The sequence below is a fragment of the Marinimicrobium sp. C2-29 genome (assembly GCF_038419845.1).
Taxonomy (GTDB): domain Bacteria; phylum Pseudomonadota; class Gammaproteobacteria; order Pseudomonadales; family Cellvibrionaceae; genus Marinimicrobium.
On the sequence record NZ_JBCAQT010000008.1, the window covers coordinates 1 to 16,392 of the forward strand.

11 protein-coding genes are annotated in these 16,392 nt (G+C 60.3%); 7 read left to right on the forward strand and 4 right to left on the reverse strand.

What is annotated here, in order from left to right; genetic code table 11:
• Positions 1-113: 113 nt before the first annotated feature.
• A complete protein-coding gene (locus AAE484_RS09155; RefSeq protein ID WP_341938075.1) occupies positions 114-320 on the reverse strand; it encodes a carbohydrate-binding protein in 207 nt (68 codons plus the stop codon).
• 546 nt (positions 321-866) lie between these two features.
• Between AAE484_RS09155 and AAE484_RS09160 the strand changes: the two genes are divergently transcribed.
• The 4 genes from AAE484_RS09160 to AAE484_RS09175 all read left to right on the forward strand — a co-directional run bounded on the left by AAE484_RS09160 (position 867) and on the right by AAE484_RS09175 (position 7,289).
• A complete protein-coding gene (locus tag AAE484_RS09160) occupies positions 867-1,229 on the forward strand; it encodes a hypothetical protein (RefSeq protein ID WP_341938076.1) in 363 nt (120 codons plus the stop codon).
• 64 nt (positions 1,230-1,293) lie between these two features.
• The gene (locus tag AAE484_RS09165) at positions 1,294-2,673 is read left to right on the forward strand and encodes an efflux RND transporter periplasmic adaptor subunit (RefSeq protein WP_341938077.1); all 1,380 of its coding nucleotides are present in this window, start codon (positions 1,294-1,296) and stop codon (positions 2,671-2,673) included.
• Positions 2,673-5,813 (forward strand): efflux RND transporter permease subunit, encoded by a 3,141-nt coding sequence (locus AAE484_RS09170; RefSeq protein WP_341938078.1) that lies wholly within the window; start codon positions 2,673-2,675, stop codon positions 5,811-5,813. Before AAE484_RS09165 ends, AAE484_RS09170 begins: the two co-directional genes overlap by 1 nt.
• 126 nt (positions 5,814-5,939) lie before the next feature.
• Entirely contained in the window at positions 5,940-7,289 is a 1,350-nt protein-coding gene (locus tag AAE484_RS09175) for a S41 family peptidase (RefSeq protein WP_341938079.1), read from the forward strand.
• Positions 7,290-7,315: 26 nt separating this feature from the next.
• Here the strand turns inward: AAE484_RS09175 and AAE484_RS09180 are convergent, their stop codons facing one another.
• A complete protein-coding gene (locus AAE484_RS09180; protein WP_341938080.1) occupies positions 7,316-8,953 on the reverse strand; it encodes a methyl-accepting chemotaxis protein in 1,638 nt (545 codons plus the stop codon).
• Positions 8,954-9,289: 336 nt separating this feature from the next.
• On the opposite strand from AAE484_RS09180, the gene AAE484_RS09185 reads away from it, so the two are divergent.
• Both AAE484_RS09185 and AAE484_RS09190 read left to right on the forward strand, forming a co-directional pair.
• A complete protein-coding gene (locus AAE484_RS09185; protein WP_341938081.1) occupies positions 9,290-9,706 on the forward strand; it encodes a hypothetical protein in 417 nt (138 codons plus the stop codon).
• A gap of 170 nt (positions 9,707-9,876) precedes the next feature.
• Entirely contained in the window at positions 9,877-10,908 is a 1,032-nt protein-coding gene (locus AAE484_RS09190; protein WP_341938082.1) for a LacI family DNA-binding transcriptional regulator, read from the forward strand.
• Between the two features lie 6 nt (positions 10,909-10,914).
• Here AAE484_RS09190 and AAE484_RS09195 read toward each other — a convergent pair whose 3' ends face one another.
• Positions 10,915-12,582: an alpha-amylase family glycosyl hydrolase gene (locus AAE484_RS09195; protein WP_341938083.1), complete on the reverse strand. Its 1,668-nt coding sequence runs from the start codon at positions 12,580-12,582 to the stop codon at positions 10,915-10,917.
• Positions 12,579-14,090, reverse strand: coding sequence for an MFS transporter (locus AAE484_RS09200; RefSeq protein ID WP_341938084.1), 1,512 nt, complete (start codon positions 14,088-14,090; stop codon positions 12,579-12,581). Before AAE484_RS09200 ends, AAE484_RS09195 begins: the two co-directional genes overlap by 4 nt.
• Positions 14,091-14,495: 405 nt before the next feature.
• Between AAE484_RS09200 and AAE484_RS09205 the strand changes: the two genes are divergently transcribed.
• Positions 14,496-16,124 (forward strand): alpha-glucosidase family protein, encoded by a 1,629-nt coding sequence (locus AAE484_RS09205; RefSeq protein WP_341938085.1) that lies wholly within the window; start codon positions 14,496-14,498, stop codon positions 16,122-16,124.
• Positions 16,125-16,392 lie beyond the last annotated feature (268 nt).

The following is a 16,392-nucleotide window of genomic DNA, read 5'->3' on the forward strand; positions in this document are numbered from 1 at the left end:
CAGGATGGCCAGGATCTGACTGTCGGTAAAACGTGACTTCTTCATGCAGAATCTCCTCTGGGGATAGATTACGAGAAAATTCTACTTATGAGTACCCTTAATTTATGGGAGGATTACCGAACGTTATAGGCAATCCAGTCGTCAACATCAATCCAACCGATATTACTGCCGCCCCCCTCATCCGAGGTCAGTTCGACTTCTATCCCAGACATCTCCATGTAGTCCTCGGCCTCGATGCGTTGCGTCTGAGCCATGGCGGAATGAGAAACAGTGAGAGATAGAGAAAATGTAAGTAGGGTGACGAAGATGCTTCCCTGCATTTTATGAATTCCTTAACAAAGGTTGGACGATATTAGTGTGGAGGGAGCAGAACGTTATTCTATTTCTGGCTACTTCCGCTCCCTGATAATAATGGCAATATTCTATCCTTCAGCGAAACGGCGAAGCAAATATGACTAATGTGCTATGCGCCTGTATTGACGCGTCAAGCGACAGAATGAAAGACTCGTCTGTCGCGTAGAAAAACACACGAAACATTATTTTCGTTATAAAACATGAATTTACTTAACATTAGAACTAAAGTTGAGAAACCCAAAAAATTTTCATGAAAAATTTACTTCAAGATCACCATGCAGGTAATTTGACGCCCCATAATGAAGAGGGATGCGCCGAAGGTAAGGGCGAGTGCCGTTTTCGATCACCACCTTCTATTATATGAACTCCCGGTCAACCGCTGCTTATTGGCCCATTCCGCCCCGCCACAAAGCCAAGCACGAGGCTGCCTTCTGACTCCAAGCTGACACCATTGCTCACCCCTTACCGGCAACCGGGTTCCAGCTCCCCGCTCTCTGGTATACAATAAACCAATGAACCGCCGAACCCTGACCACATGGCTCTCCGCGCTACTGCTTCTGATGGCAGGGTTGACGAGTGCCACTCATGGCGCCCCGGCCCCCGCCGAGCCGGAGCCCTGCCATGAGATAGCCCAGGCCGCCGACATGGGGCATGAGGGCCATCACGGCGGGCATACCGATCATTCAGCCGACACGTCCGATGAGGATTGTTTCACCGACTGCCAATGCTGTCCTGGGTCCTGCTCCGGCGCCTCGGCGCTGACGGCCAGCCAGTGGCTGTCGCCTGCTGTCATCGAGGGCGGGTTTTCGGCCTACACCCTCTCCCACCCCCACTCCACACCGCTTGAGCTGCTTCGCCCACCCATAGAGGCCTGACCCGGGGTTAGTGCGCCTGAAAAACGCACCGGTCGTCTCTTTTTTCAACTTGTGGGCAAGTGTTATGAACAAATCTCTCTCTATTGGCGCGCTGCTGTGCGCGCTTGTGTTGGGCGCTGGCGCCGGAATCGGCCTCAGCCTCTGGTATCTGTCGGATTCGGGGTCAGCGGACAATTCCGGCGAAAGCTCAGAAGCCGGTGAAGACGGGGACAAAGGCGAGCCCCTCTACTGGGTGGCGCCCATGGACGACAGCTACCGACGGGATGAGCCCGGACAGTCCCCCATGGGGATGGATCTGGTGCCGGTCTACGCGGGTGATGAAGACGATGAGCCCGGCGACGTGCGCATTGAGCCCACCGTGGAGCAGAATCTCGGCCTCAAACTCGGCGATGTCACCCGCGGCGACTGGTCCCAGCCGGTGGAAACGGTGGGCCTGGTGCAGGTCAATCAGGACCGGATCAAGCACTATCATGTGCGCGCCACCGGCTGGGTCAGCGATCTGTCGGTCGCCACCGAGGGAGACCCGGTGCGGGCCGGCCAGAAGCTGTTCGAGTTCTACTCCCCGGAAATCGTGAATATCCAGCAGGAATACCTCCAGGGCATCCGACAGGACCAGCCCGAGCGCGCCCGCTCTTCGCTGTCGCAACTGCGCGCCAAGGGGGTGAGCGAACGGGAAGTCGAGCGTCTGAAAGAAACCCGCGAGGTGCGTGAGAAGCTGCACTACTACAGTGAGCGCGATGGCTATGCCGTCCAGCTGGGCGTGCGCGAGGGTAACTTTGTCGACCTGGCGCAGAACCTGATGTCGATCGGCTCGCTCGACGATATCTGGCTGACCGTGGAGGTGTTCGAGCGCCAGGCCGGGTTGCTCGCCGAGGGCCAGCCCGTCACCGTCACCTCGGACAGCTATCCCGGGGAAGAGTGGCAGGGGGAAGTGGACTACCTCTACCCCTCACTCAACGCCGACAACCGTACCCTGCGCGCACGACTGGTATTTCCCAATGAAGACGGCAAGCTCAAACCTGACATGTTTGTCCGCGCCCGTGTGGATACCGGGGAGCGCAATAACGTAATCTCCGCGCCGGCCAGCGCGGTGATCCGCACCGGCCGGGGAGCCCGGGTCGTGAAGCAGGTCGAGCCGAACCGGTACCGCTCGGTTCCCGTGCGGATTGGCCATGCCCGCGATGGGCGGGTAGAAATTCTGGAAGGATTGAGCGCTGGCGACAGAGTGGTGGTGGATGGTCAGTTCCTGATTGATTCGGAATCCAGCCGCGAGGCCGAGCTGTTGCGCATGGAGCCCCAAGAGAAACAGTCCCCGGAAGAACAACAGGCCGAAGCAATGGACCACAGTGAGATGGACCAGGGGGATATGGATCACAGCGAGATGGACCATGGTGAGATGGATCATGAAGACATGGAGCACGAGAACCAGGGAGGGGATCGCTGATGATCAACGCTGTTATTCGCTGGTCCGTCCACAACCGGGTACTGGTACTGATTGCCAGCATTCTGTTGGCCGGCTGGGGCTTTTACTCGGCCCGCACCACGCCCGTGGATGCAATTCCCGACCTGTCCGATGTGCAGGTCATCGTCAAAACCTCCTACCCCGGCCAGGCACCGCAGGTGGTTCAGGATCAGGTGACCTACCCGCTGACCACCGCCCTGCTGTCCGTCCCCAATGCCCAGACGGTGCGCGGCTTTTCCTTCTTTGGCGACTCCTATGTGTACGTCATTTTTGATGAGGACACGGATCTGTACTGGGCTCGCTCCCGGGTGCTTGAGTATCTGAGCCAGGTGAGCGGCGACCTGCCGGCCGATGCCCGCCCGGAGCTCGGGCCTGATGCCACAGGCGTGGGCTGGGTGTTCAACTACGCCCTGGTGGACCGCACGGGCAACCACAACCTGGCCGAGCTGCGCAGCCTGCAGGACTGGTTTCTGAAGTACGAACTGCAGGCGCTGTCGGGCGTGTCCGAAATCGCCACGATCGGGGGCATGGTCCGGCAATACCAGGTGGAAGTGGATCCGGACAAACTCCGGGCCCACAACCTGCCGCTGGCCCAGGTGCACGCCGCCATCGAGCGCAGCAACAGCGAAACCGGCGCCTCCGTGGTGGAAATGGCCGAAGCCGAATACATGGTGCGCGCCACCGGTTATCTGAAAGGCGTGGAGGATATGAAACACATTCCGCTCAGCACCAGCGAGCGGGGTACCCCTCTGTTACTGGGAGACATCGCCGACATCCGGGTGGGGCCGGAGATGCGCCGCGGCATTGCGGAACTCAACGGCGAAGGCGAAGTGGTGGGCGGTATCGTGGTGATGCGCTCGGGCGAGAATGCCGCCGAGGTGATAGGCCGGGTCAAACAGCGCCTGGAGGAATTGAAGCCCAGCCTCCCGGAAGGGGTTGAGATTGTCACCACCTACGATCGCTCGCAGCTGATCCTCAACGCCGTGCAGAACCTGTATGAAAAACTCGGGCAGGAACTGCTGGTGGTGGTCCTGATCTGCGCGCTCTTTCTGTTCCACTTGCGCTCGTCGCTGGTGGTGGTGATCAGCTTGCCGCTGGGCATTCTCACCGCCATCGTGATCATGAAGCTGCAGGGCATCAACGCCAACATCATGTCCCTCGGGGGCATTGCCATTGCCATCGGCGCCATGGTCGATGGCGCGATTGTGATGATCGAGAACATGCACAAGCACCTGGAGCGCCACAAGGGGCCCCTGACACCGGAGGAACGCTGGCCGTTGGTGGCGCGCGCCGCCTCCGAGGTGGGCCCCGCGCTGTTCTTTTCACTGTTGATCATCACCCTGAGTTTTCTGCCGGTGTTCGCATTGGAGGCGCAGGAGGGGCGGATGTTCTCCCCGCTGGCGTTTACCAAAACCTACGCCATGGCGGCTTCTGCCGGGCTGGCCATTACCCTGGTGCCGGTGCTGCTGGGCTACTGCGTGCGCGGCCGGATCCTGCCCGAGAGCCGCAACCCGATCAATCGCCTGCTGACCGGGTTTTACCGGCCCCTGCTGCGCGGCGTGTTGCGCTTTCCCAAAACACTGGTGGTATTGGCGCTGGTGATCATGGTGGTCGGGCTCCTGCCGGCGAATAAGCTGGGTACGGAGTTCATGCCGCCGCTGGATGAGGGCGACTTGATGTACATGCCCACCACCTACGCGAGTGTGTCCATCGGGGAGGCCCGACAGATCCTGCAGCAGACTGACAAGTTGATCAAAACCCTGCCGGAGGTGAAAACCGTCTTCGGAAAAATAGGTCGCGCTGATACCGCCACCGACCCGGCGCCGCTGACCATGATCGAGACGGTGATTCAGTTCAAACCCCGAGACCAGTGGCGACCGGGGGTGACGCCGGAGTCCATCCGCGAAGAGCTCGATGCGCTGATCGACTTTCCCGGCCTGACCAACGCCTGGGTCATGCCCATCAAGACCCGCATCGATATGCTGGCCACGGGCATCAAGACTCCGGTGGGGGTCAAAATCGCCGGGCCGGAACTGGACGTGATTGAAGGCCTGGGGCGCGAGCTGGAATCACTGCTGGGCGATGTCCCCGGCGCCACCTCGGTCTACGCCGAACGGGTGGCCGGTGGCCGCTACCTCAAGGTCGACATCGATCGCCAACGGGCGGCCCGTTACGGGCTGAATATGGCTGATGTGCAGGCCGTGGTGCGCACCGCCATCGGCGGCGCCAACATTACCGAAACCATTGAGGGCCAGGAGCGCTACCCCGTGAACCTGCGCTACCCGCAACACTATCGGGACTCCCCCGAGGCCCTGCGCACCCTGCCCATTGTGACACCGGGCGGCGATCACATTCCACTCGAGGCGGTGGCGGAGATCTACGTGGAAGACGGCCCACCAGCCATCAAAAGCGAAAACGCCCGGCTCAACGGCTGGGTGTTTGTGGACATCGCCGGACGGGATCTGGGTTCGTTTGTGGAGGAGGCCAAGACGGTAGTCCAGGAGCAACTGGATCTGCCGGCCGGCTATTCCGTCCGCTTTGCGGGGCAATACGAGTACATGGAGCGCGCCAAAGAACGGCTCACCCTGGTCTTGCCGTTGACCCTGGCGATCATCATTCTGCTGCTGTATCTGAACTTCCGCCGCTTTGTCGAAGTGGCCATGATTCTCGCCACCCTGCCCTTTGGTCTTCTGGGCGGCGTCTGGTTGCTGCTGTGGCTGGGCTATGACCTGTCCGTGGCGGTGGCCATGGGCTTTATCGCTCTGGCCGGGGTGGCGGTGGAGATTGGCGTGCTGATGCTGGTATATCTGAACCTGGAATACCGCGAGATGCTGAACCGGTGCGACGATGAAGAACGCTCACCCACCCGGGAGGATATCCAACAGGCGGTGATGGAGGGCGCTGGCCTGCGTCTGCGGCCCATTGTGATGACGGCGGCCACGCTCTTTGCCGGCCTGCTGCCCATCATGCTCGGCGGCGGCACCGGCTCGGAGATCATGCACCGCATCGCCGCACCCATGGTCGGCGGGGTTTTCTCCACGCTGATTCTGACTCTGCTGGTGCTGCCCGCGGTGTATTACCTGTGGCGTGTTCACTCCTCTCGCGCCCGGCAGGCGGGATAGCGGTCCGCGGGGCCTGAACGGCCAGGGATGGCTTTCCCTTTAAGGCCAGAAGGCAAGTAAGGCAACCGCTTTGCTTTCCGCGTAAGAGCCTCCTATGCTTCTAATAGCGTTTTGGAGCGTCTGCCTGTGAAATCTGCCGAATGGCCCGTCAACACACCCTCTGTCGACCAGTTCAGACGCCTTGAAGGCGTCTGGCGCTCGCGCGGCTACGGGAAAATACTGCACATTACCAAGGATCGTTACACCCTCTACGAGGAAACCGCCGTCAGCTGTCTGGCGGTTCACGCCGGCCCTTTAAGCGAGCTCACTCAACACCATGAAGATCTGGAGGTCTCTCCCGCCGGGCAGGCGTTCAGTGCGCGCCGGGCCACCGGGGTATCGCGCGTGGGCTATTACCGCCTGAAGCAGTTACCGCCCAGCCTGGCGCGAACCGAAGCGCACGATCCGGAGGACCCCGAGTACAACTTTGAGGTGTTCTGGCACACCTTCGCCGAGCAGTACGCCCTGTTCACCCTGAAGAATGTCGACTGGGACAAGAGCTACCGCCGCCACCGGCGCCAGATTCACCCCGACTCCGACCCGGACGACCTGTTTGCCGCCCTGACGGCGATGCTTCGCCCCCTGCGCGACGGGCATGTCCGGCTGCATTCGGACTGGGGCAGCTACAGCGCCGCCGGCCAGTCGCAACTTTATGAGCGGCTGGATCAGGAGCTGGAAGACGCCGATGACCCGCGCGAGGTCAACTCCTACCTGTCCGAGCTCAGGGAGTGGTTGCACGATGTCATTCACGAAGATTATCTGGGCAACAACGTTCGCCACGGCGGCCGGCGGCTGGTGGAGTGGGGGCAACTGAACGCCAGCACCGGCTACCTGAATATTCGCGCCATGGCCGGGCAGAGCGGCGATGTGGGCCACCCGGGCAAGGACCTGGCGATTACCGACGCGATGATGCAGAAGGCCTTGGCGGACATCGGCCATCTGCCCAACCTGGCCGTGGATGTGCGCGGCAACGGCGGCGGGTACGACGGGGTGGCGCTGCGTTTTGCCTCCTACCTGCTGGACCGGAAGACGTTGGCCTTCACCAAGGCCGCCCGCAAAGGCGGGGGGTTTACCGGGCGCCAGCCGGTTCACGTCGAGCCGGCCGAGGGGGGCTATCAAGGCCGCCTGTTTGTCCTGACCAGTGAGCTGACCGCCAGCGCCGCCGAGATCTTTGTGTTGTCATTGCTGCAGCGCCCGGCGCTGACGCTGATCGGCGAGCCCACCCAAGGCATACTGTCCGACACCCTGGAGCGACACCTGCCCAATGGCTGGCACATGACGCTGTCCAATGAGATTTACCGCGCCTTCGACCAACAGCTGTACGAGGATGTGGGTATTCCACCCCATATTCACCAACCGTTCCTCAGTCACGAGTCCAGGGAGGCGGGGTATGACAATGCCCTGGACCAGGTGTTAAAGCTCACCGAAAACGACTGACCCGGCGTTCGACCTCTGCCCAGTTTCTACACACTGAAGAAGCTGACTTTCCGCGACAGGGTGTCGGCCAGGCTCGCCAGCTCCCGACTGGCGCCCGCCACCTGGTTGGAACCGGCCGAGGACGCTGCCGTGGCCTCGCTGATACGGGTAATGTTCTGGTTGACCTCTTCCGCTACGTGACTCTGCTGCTCCGCCGCGCTGGCAATCTGGGTATTCATGTCGGTGATGGCCACCACCTCCCGGCGGATGCTCTGCAGGGCCTGCTCGGAGCTGCGGGTCTGCTCCACCGTTTCCTGGGCCAGCTCCCGACTGGTGAACATCACCTGGGCCGCACTCTGGGCCCCTTCCTGAAGCGTCCCGATCATGGTGCTGATCTCCCGGGTCGACTCCTGGGTGCGACTGGCCAGCGAGCGGACTTCATCCGCCACCACGGCAAAACCCCGCCCGTGCTCGCCGGCCCGCGCCGCCTCAATGGCCGCGTTGAGCGCCAGCAGGTTGGTCTGCTCGGCGATGGCGCTGATGACTTCGATGATCTTCTCGATATGACGGCTGTGCTCGGACACCGCCTGCACTTTCTCGGTGGTGTCCTCCAGCGTGGCGGCCAGGTGCTGAATCGCCGCCACTGTGCGCTGCACCGTCTCATTGCCGGCCTCCACTTCGCGATCGGCGGTCTGGGCCGCATCGGCCGCGCTGCTGGTGTTGCGCGAGACTTCGGCCACCGAGGCGGTCATCTCGTTGATCGCCGTGGCCATCTGCTCGGTTTCCTGAGACTGGCGCTGGATCTGATGATTGTTGTCGTCGGAGGTCGCGCTCAACTCCTCCGAGGAGCGCGTCAGGTTCTCCGCCGCGCCGCGCACTTCCAGAATGATGCCCGAGAGCCGTTCGAGCGTCTGATTCACCCGGCCCATGACGCTTCCGGGATGACGGGTTGTCTGATAGAGGCTGAGCTCCCCCGAGGCAAGCCGCTCGATGGCCTCTGACACCTCGTGCGGCTCGGCGCCCAGCGTGGCCTTCATATTGCGGATGATCATGAAGGAGATCACCACACTGGCGACAATCGCCAGAGCCGCAAACAGCACCATGGCAATACCAAAGTTGCCGGCGATCTCCTGGACCAGACCGATATCTTCGCCGATCACCGCCTCCTGGTAGTCGATAAACGCATTCACCCGGGCAAGCCACTCGGTGTAGGCGGAAGAGACCTCGGACAACAGAAACGCCCGGGCACCCTCCCGATCCCCGGCCTGCCGCTGGGCGAGCAGATCAGCGGTCAACGCCTGGGTCTTTTCTTCAATGGCTTTGATGCGCTCCAGCAGTTGTTGCTCCTCCGCCGTGGCGCCGAGCTCATTCATCAGAGCGTCCATGGGTCCGGCGGATTCCTGATAGAAGGCATCCAACTGGCGGATCTGCTCCAGGTGTCGATCGAGAGCCCGATCATTATCCACCAGCACCGCGTCGCGTATGGCAATGGCCCGGTCGTGGACACTGCCGCGAAAGTTGATGGCAAAACGCTGCTTCTGACTGGCGCTCTGGTTCACTTCGGTCAGGGTCGCGTCAATCACGCTGACCCGGTGCATGCCCAGAAGCGTGACAATCACCAGCAGGGAGACAATCAGCCCAAAGCCCAGCCCCAAACGCTGGGCGATCGTAAGAGGTTTGTTCATAGTGCTTTTCTCTTCTCATCCGGTACCACGTCCCTGCTCTACCGGGCCTACCCCAGCTGCCAGAAACAATGTTGTTAAATTTCCCGACAATATACGGGCCTATTTGTCGCGTGGATCAACATTATGGAGATAAAATCGACGGGTCGTCGCTTTTGCGCCGATGGGGAAAACAAGCTAGAGCCCCACGATAGTGGTGCCACCCGACGTTATACCGAAAGAATCTATAAAACGGCCGTTCCGCGCCCCAGAATTGGGCGACATGGTCAATACTGGAAGAGAGGTGCTCTACCACCATTGATCTCTGAATGCCGAGAGGGCTCGGCGAGGGGGAAAACCATGATCCGGACACTGTTGCTGGCATCAACTCTTCTGGCCGCTTTGGCCTCGGTCCCGACGCTGGCGGACCAGCACAACGGAGACAGGGACGCGGCCTATTTAAACGACATTCTGAACCAGCTGGAGCTGAGCGAGGCAAAGCGGGAGGAGGTCCATCAGGTCTTCAGGGACTTCCGCCGGGATCGCCAGCAGGCGGAAAAGGCACTGAGCGAGCTGGGCAAAAGCCTGCCCCCACAGGAGGAGGTGAGGGCCATGAGAGCCTACTCCGATACCGTGCTGGAGGCGCGGCTGGATGAGGTCCTGGAAGCCGGGAAGGTGGCCAGCGTGATGAGCGCCATTCAGGCGAAAAGGGAAGAACACCAGGAGAAACGAAAGCATCGCGACCGGGATCACCCGCAAGGTGGCCAGTCCCAATAGTCCCAACCCCGGCCCGTGCCTGCGGCACCCAGTACCGGAGTCCTGTGGCACCCGGGATGAGGGCGACTGAGGTGCCACACCCGGGTTGTCTGTGCTATATTCACTGCCACCCCAATGCTTGGGCTCCATAACAACAGAGGCCGTAACAGACGGCCCGGGACTTTCGGTGCATGAAAGACGACAAGGCCACCTCCTTTGATATCGCCTATCGGGCCGGGGTATCCCAGTCCACCGTTTCCCGCGCTCTGCGCGACAGCCCTCTGGTGAATGAGGCCACGCGAAAACGGGTTCAGGCCATCGCCCGGGAGCTCAACTACAAAGTCGACAAAAACGCCCGCAACCTGCGCTCCCAGCGGACCAATACCATTGCGTTATTGCTGTGCGAAGACCAGGGCATCGGCGAGTCGATGATCAACCCCTTCTTTCTGTCGATGCTCGGCAGCATCACCCGCGCCTGCGCCAACCGCCAGTACGACCTGCTGGTGTCGTTCCAGCAGATGAGTGACGACTGGCATGCGGATTTCGAAGACGCCCACCGGGCGGATGGCATCATTTTTCTCGGCTACGGCGACTATGTGACCTATGTGGAGAAGCTGATCCACCTGAATGAGGCCGGCGCTCACTACATCACCTGGGGCCCGGTCCTGCCCGGCCAGCCGGGCATGTCGATCGGGTGTGACAACTTCAATGGCGCCTACAAAGCCACCCAGCACCTGCTGAGACTGGGTCGTCGGCGCATCGCCTTTATCGGCAACGCCTCCGAGCATGCGCCCGAGTTCAGCCGTCGCTACGAGGGCCACAGCCGCGCGCTCAAGGACGCCGGTGTCGAGCTGGACCCGGCTCTGCAGGTGGATGCGGAAACTTCGGAAACCCAGGGGGCCGACGGCGTTCGCACCCTGCAGGAGCGGGGCGTAGAATTCGATGCCATTTTCGGGGCCAGTGACCTGATTGCCATCGGGGCGATTCAGGCACTGGAGGACAGTGACCTGCATGTACCCGATGATGTGGCGGTGGTCGGTTTCGATGATATTCCCACCGCCTCCTACACCCACCCCCCGCTCACCACCGTGCAGCAGAACACCGGCGTGGCGGGCGAGCTCCTGGTGGACAACCTGCTGAGGCTGATTGAGGGGGAGACTCTGGAATCCTTCCTGCTCCCCGCAGAGCTGATTGTGCGCGGATCCTGCGGGGCCAAGCGCTAGCAACGATCAGAGCTGTTGCAACTCAGCCAGCCGGTCGGCCAGAGCCTCGTTGTTCACAACTCCGTCGAACAGCAGCACCCGGACACCGTTGGCCGGGACCCGCAGCGTCAGTTGCCCCTCGACGTCGAACCGCTCACCACTGGCGGCGTCGTACCACTCACCTTCATTGAGCCAGCGGTCCACCGTGATACTGGTCCCCGCTTCCCCCTTGTTCAACAGAACCAGTGCGGTTTGCGCCTGATGATCGTCCTGGTAGACACGCAGGAAAGAAGCCTGATCCCCTTCGAAATCCAGATTGACCTGCAGGCCTTTTTGCAGAGCAATGGACTCCTGTCGAATGTGCGCAATCTGGCCCAGATTTTTGGCGATGGCATGGTCGCGAGCTTGTTCAATACCCTCGGTGCCAAAGTAGTTGCGGTTGCCCTCGTGCTCTTTGGTGCCCGGCATGAAACCGATTTCCGAGCCGTAGTAAATGGATGGAATGCCGCGCGAGGTGAACAGCCAGTTGTTGGCGTTAATGTAAGCCTCGGTGTCACCATCCATCCGACGAATGTCGTGGTTCTCGTAGAAGGACACCAGCTCGTAGGGGTTGTGATAGGGCCCGTCTTCCAGGTGCAGGTAACCCTGAATATCGGCATAGTCACTGTCGGGATTTTCAAACACGGCCGTCAGGGTTTCCTGGGCCGGAAAATCGAGCACGCTCAGGCCCCCGTTCTCCGGCTGGGTGTGTGCGCCCAGAAAGTCCGCGTCAAACACAAAGCTTTCACCGAACATGAAAAAGTCCGGGTGCTCGGCCCGAATCCGGTCGGTGAACTCTTTCCAGAAGGCGTGGGGCTTGTGGCGCAGGGTGTCGATGCGAAAGGCGGCCGCGCCCTGGTCGATCCACTGCAGATAGGCGTCCACTACATAATCCATCACCGCCGGGTTGTCGGCATCGAACTTCCCAAGCTGGGCCAGGTCTTTCTCCCGCTCATAAAAGGCGTGCAGCGGATTGTTCGGGTTCAGCTCCTCGGGCTCGAGGTTTTCATGGTCGGCAATCAGCTCGCCATTCGGGCCCCGCACTTCGCCAAACATGGGCTGATCCTCCGGCATGGAGTAAGCCGGCGAGCTGTGATTGGCCACAATATCCAGCACTATCTTGAGGTCATGCTCCTCGCGCAGGCGGCGGGTAAGGTCGGCAAAGGTCAGCCCCTCGGATTCCCAGTGCTCATCTACCTTGAAAAAGTTGGTGCCCCAGTAACCATGAAAGCCGGTTTTACCGCCATCGCCGGGCTGGGCAAAGCCGACGGGATCGCCCCCGGTAAACGCCTGGTCGGGATTGTCGACAATCGGTGAAATCCACAGCGCGGTAATACCCAGCTCGGCCAGGTAGTCGGCGTTATCCAGGATGCCCTGGAAGTCACCCCCAAGGTAGCCCACGTTGGCCTCTTTACCCTCGGGCCCGGGCATGGGCCGATCAAAGGTTGGGTGCTCACCGCCCTGATCTTCGTGGTTGTTGCCCGGATCGCCGTCCACAAAACGGTCGGTCAGCAGAAAGTAGATGGCCTCCTCGGCAAAGGCTTCCTGGGTGCCGTAGTAATGGGGACGGTCCTCTTTGCCCGGCTGCCCGGAGCAGGCGCCGAGCGTCACCAGCGTGGCGAGAACCAGAATTCGGTAGTTCATCAAACGTTTCATGCTTCGGTTCCCTCGTCGGTTACCAGGAGAGTGGCGGCAGCGGCGATCAGGAAGGACACACCCCCGGCTACCAGAATGTAAATGGGCTCGCCATCAAACAGGACGCGCAGCATCAGCCCCAGAACGCTCACCGCAATGATCTGGGGAATCACAATAAAGAAATTGAAGATGCCCATGTACACGCCCATTTTGTGAGACGGAAGCGAGCAAGACAGAATGGCGTAGGGTACGGACAGGATCGACGCCCAAGCAAAGCCGACGCCAACCATGGACACCATCAACCACACGGGGTCACGAATGATCACAAAGGAAATCAGGCCGGCGGCGCCGAGCCCCAGATTGATCATGTGCGCCTGCTTGCGACTGGTCCAACGTGCCAATACCGGAATGAAAAACGCAGCCAGGGCGGCAAAACCATTGTAGGCGCCGAACAGCACGCCCACCCAGTCGGCCCCGTCGTTGTAGAGTTGGCTGCTGGTGTCACTGGTCCCGTAGTGGAACGAGGTCACTGCACTGGTCCCGTAGATCCAGAGGGAAAAGAGGGCAAACCAGGAGAAGAACTGGACCACCGCCAGCTGCGCCATGGTCCGGGGCATATGGAACAGGTCGTGTGCCACCTGATAGATGCCATTGCCGGTCCGGCCCTGCTTGAGCAGCGCGCCCGCCACCACCTGAAGAATGCCGATGACCAACACCAGCGCCGCCAACACATGCAGCTTGGGATCCAGCCCGAAGCTCTGCACCAGTAGCGCGCCCAACGCCCCGACAGCGACAAAGGCGCCGCCCCACCCTAGGTAGGAGGTCACACTGCGGGTCTCGCGCTCGGGTGGGGCCTGTGCCTTCTGCTCCTGCTGATACCGCTCGAAGGCGGCCATTTCCTCGGGGCTGTATTCCCGGGTGGTAAACACCGTCCAGAACACGGCCAGCAGCAGTACCGCGCCGCCCACCCAGAAGGCGTAGACCACCGAGTCCGGCACCACACCGGCGGGCGCCGTGTTACTGACACCGATCCAGTTGCTCATGATCCAGGGCATAAAGGAGGCGACAATGGCGCCCACACCGATGAAGAAACTCTGCATGGCAAAGCCGCGGGTACGCTGGCGCTCGGGCAGCATGTCACCGACAAAGGCGCGAAAGGGCTCCATGGAGATGTTGATCGACGCATCCAGGATCCAGAGCATGCCCGCCGCGACCCAGAGCGCCGGCGAGTGGGGCATATAGAACAGCGCCGCGCTGGCCAGAATGGCCCCCACCAGAAAATAGGGCCGACGCCGGCCCCAGCGCCGACTCCAGGTTTTGTCACTCATGTAGCCGATGATCGGCTGAACAATCAGACCGGTCACCGGTGCTGCCAGCCAGAGAATGGCCAGGTCGTCGATGGGAGCGCCCAGAGTCTGGAAGATACGGCTGACGTTGGCATTCTGCAGGGCAAAGCCAAACTGGATGCCGAGAAAGCCGAAACTCATGTTCCAGATCTGCCAAAAGCTGAGTTGAGGTTTTTGATTCATGTTGACCACTTGTTATCCGTTATCGGGTGTTTTTAGCTTAGCATGTTCACACCCATGGAAAGAAAACCCCACAGGCCGGTAGACCCAGCACCGGGCCCACTGCGCTCAAATTAAGCAAGCCGGCGCGCCGCGGCAATAGCCTGCATACGTATTCATCAGAATCTGACCCTTTTTTGATCGTTTTCCCCGCCTCTGGAGCAATGCATACGTATGTAGTGTGTTGCCGCCGATTCCAGCGCTAACGTATATTGGTTTCAGCTTGATCGACGCCGGGCAATCACTGAAGCCCGCGCTCAAACAACGAAGACAATAATGCTTCAAGGCTTTTTGCGATGAACTCTCTTACGACTTTTTTTGGCCCGTGCTCCAGCCGGATTCGCTCAGCATTTTTTGCGGAGGTAACCCATGAAGACTAACCCCTGGTGGCGCGGTGCCGTCATTTACCAGGTCTACCCCCGCAGCCTGATGGACAGCAACGCCGATGGCATCGGCGATATCCCGGGTATTATTTCGAAGCTGGACTATATCGCCAGCCTCGGTGTGGATGCCATCTGGGTATCGCCCTTCTTCAGGTCGCCCATGAAAGATTTCGGTTATGACATCAGCGACTATCGGGACATCGACCCCATTTTCGGCAATCTGGACGATTTCGATCGACTGATTGAACAGGCACACGCCAAGGGGATCAAGATCATCATTGATCAGGTGCTGAGCCACACGTCGGACCAGCACGCCTGGTTCGAGGAAAGCCGTCAGTGCCGCAATAACCCCAAGGCGGACTGGTACGTCTGGGCCGACCCGAAGGACGACGGCACGCCCCCGAACAACTGGCTGTCCATTTTTGGCGGCTGCGCCTGGGAGTGGGAGCCGCGCCGCGAGCAGTACTACCTGCACAACTTTCTGAAGAGCCAACCCGACCTGAATTTTCACAACGCGGAAGTCCGCGCGGAAATTCTGGACGAAGTGGAGTTCTGGCTGAAGCGCGGCGTGGACGGCCTGCGCCTGGATGCCATCACCTTCTGCTTTCACGATCAGAAGCTGCGTGACAATCCGGCCAAGCCCAAAGAGGAGCGCAAGGGCCGGGGCTTTACCGAAGACAACCCCTACGCATTTCAGTACCACTGGTACAACAACGATCGCCCGGAGAACCTGCAGTTTCTCGAGTCTTTGCGCAAGGTGATGGATCGCTATCCCGGATCGGTCACGCTGGGGGAAATTTCTTCCGAGGACTCTCTGGCCACCATGGCCGAATACACCCGGGGCAACAACCGGCTGCATACCACTTACAGTTTTGAATTACTGGTGGAAAATTTCAGCACCCGCTACATCCGGGAAACGGTGGAAACCCTGGAGGCAAGCCTGGCCGAGGGCTGGCCCTGCTGGTCAATCGGCAATCACGATGTACGCCGGGTGATGTCCCGCTGGGGCGGGGAGGCAAAACCCGATGCCCTGGCCAAACTGTTCAACGCCATGATGTTATCGCTGCGCGGCAGCGTGTGCAGCTATCAGGGCGAAGAGCTCGGCCTGACCGAGGCGGAGCTGCAAAAGCACGAACTTCAGGATCCCTACGGCATCACTTTCTGGCCGCGCTTCAAAGGCCGGGACGGCTGTCGAACTCCCATGCCCTGGCAGGAAAACGCTCACAATGCCGGTTTTTCCGAGGCGGACAGCACCTGGTTGCCCATCCCCCGCGAGCATCGGCCCCGCGCGGTCGATCGACAGGACGACAACCCGGACTCGATCCTGAATGCCTATCGTACTTTCGTACTGTGGCGCCGGGATCAGCCCGCATTGCGTCTGGGAGACATTGAATTTCAGGATGCGCCGGAAGGACAGATGGTGTTTACTCGACGTCACCCAGACCAGAAGCTTCTGGTCGCCATGAACTTTACCGATCAGGCCGCCACGCTGGCACTTGACTCATTGCCAACTGGTCCGGCACAGGAGGGCCACGGTTTCACCGGAGCCAGAATCGAAGGGCAACAGCTGATTCTGCCCGCCTACAGCGCCGGCTATTTCAGTCTGGAGCTTTGACGATGCCGGCAGATTCACTCTGCATACGTATTCAATTGATTGAGGGTGGAATACATACGTTGAATACGTATGCAATGAATTGCCCACCCCTACCCGATGGGATAGCCTGAAATCAAGCAGGAAATTGGCGGCACACCGCCGGAACTGGACGCTGCCTGTACCGATGATTGAGGTCAACAGCAAACGACACTCTGAACCATCGGTCACCGGCAAAAACTTTTTACGACTCAACGCTCAACCATAATAACCTATGAAAGGGGATAGTTAG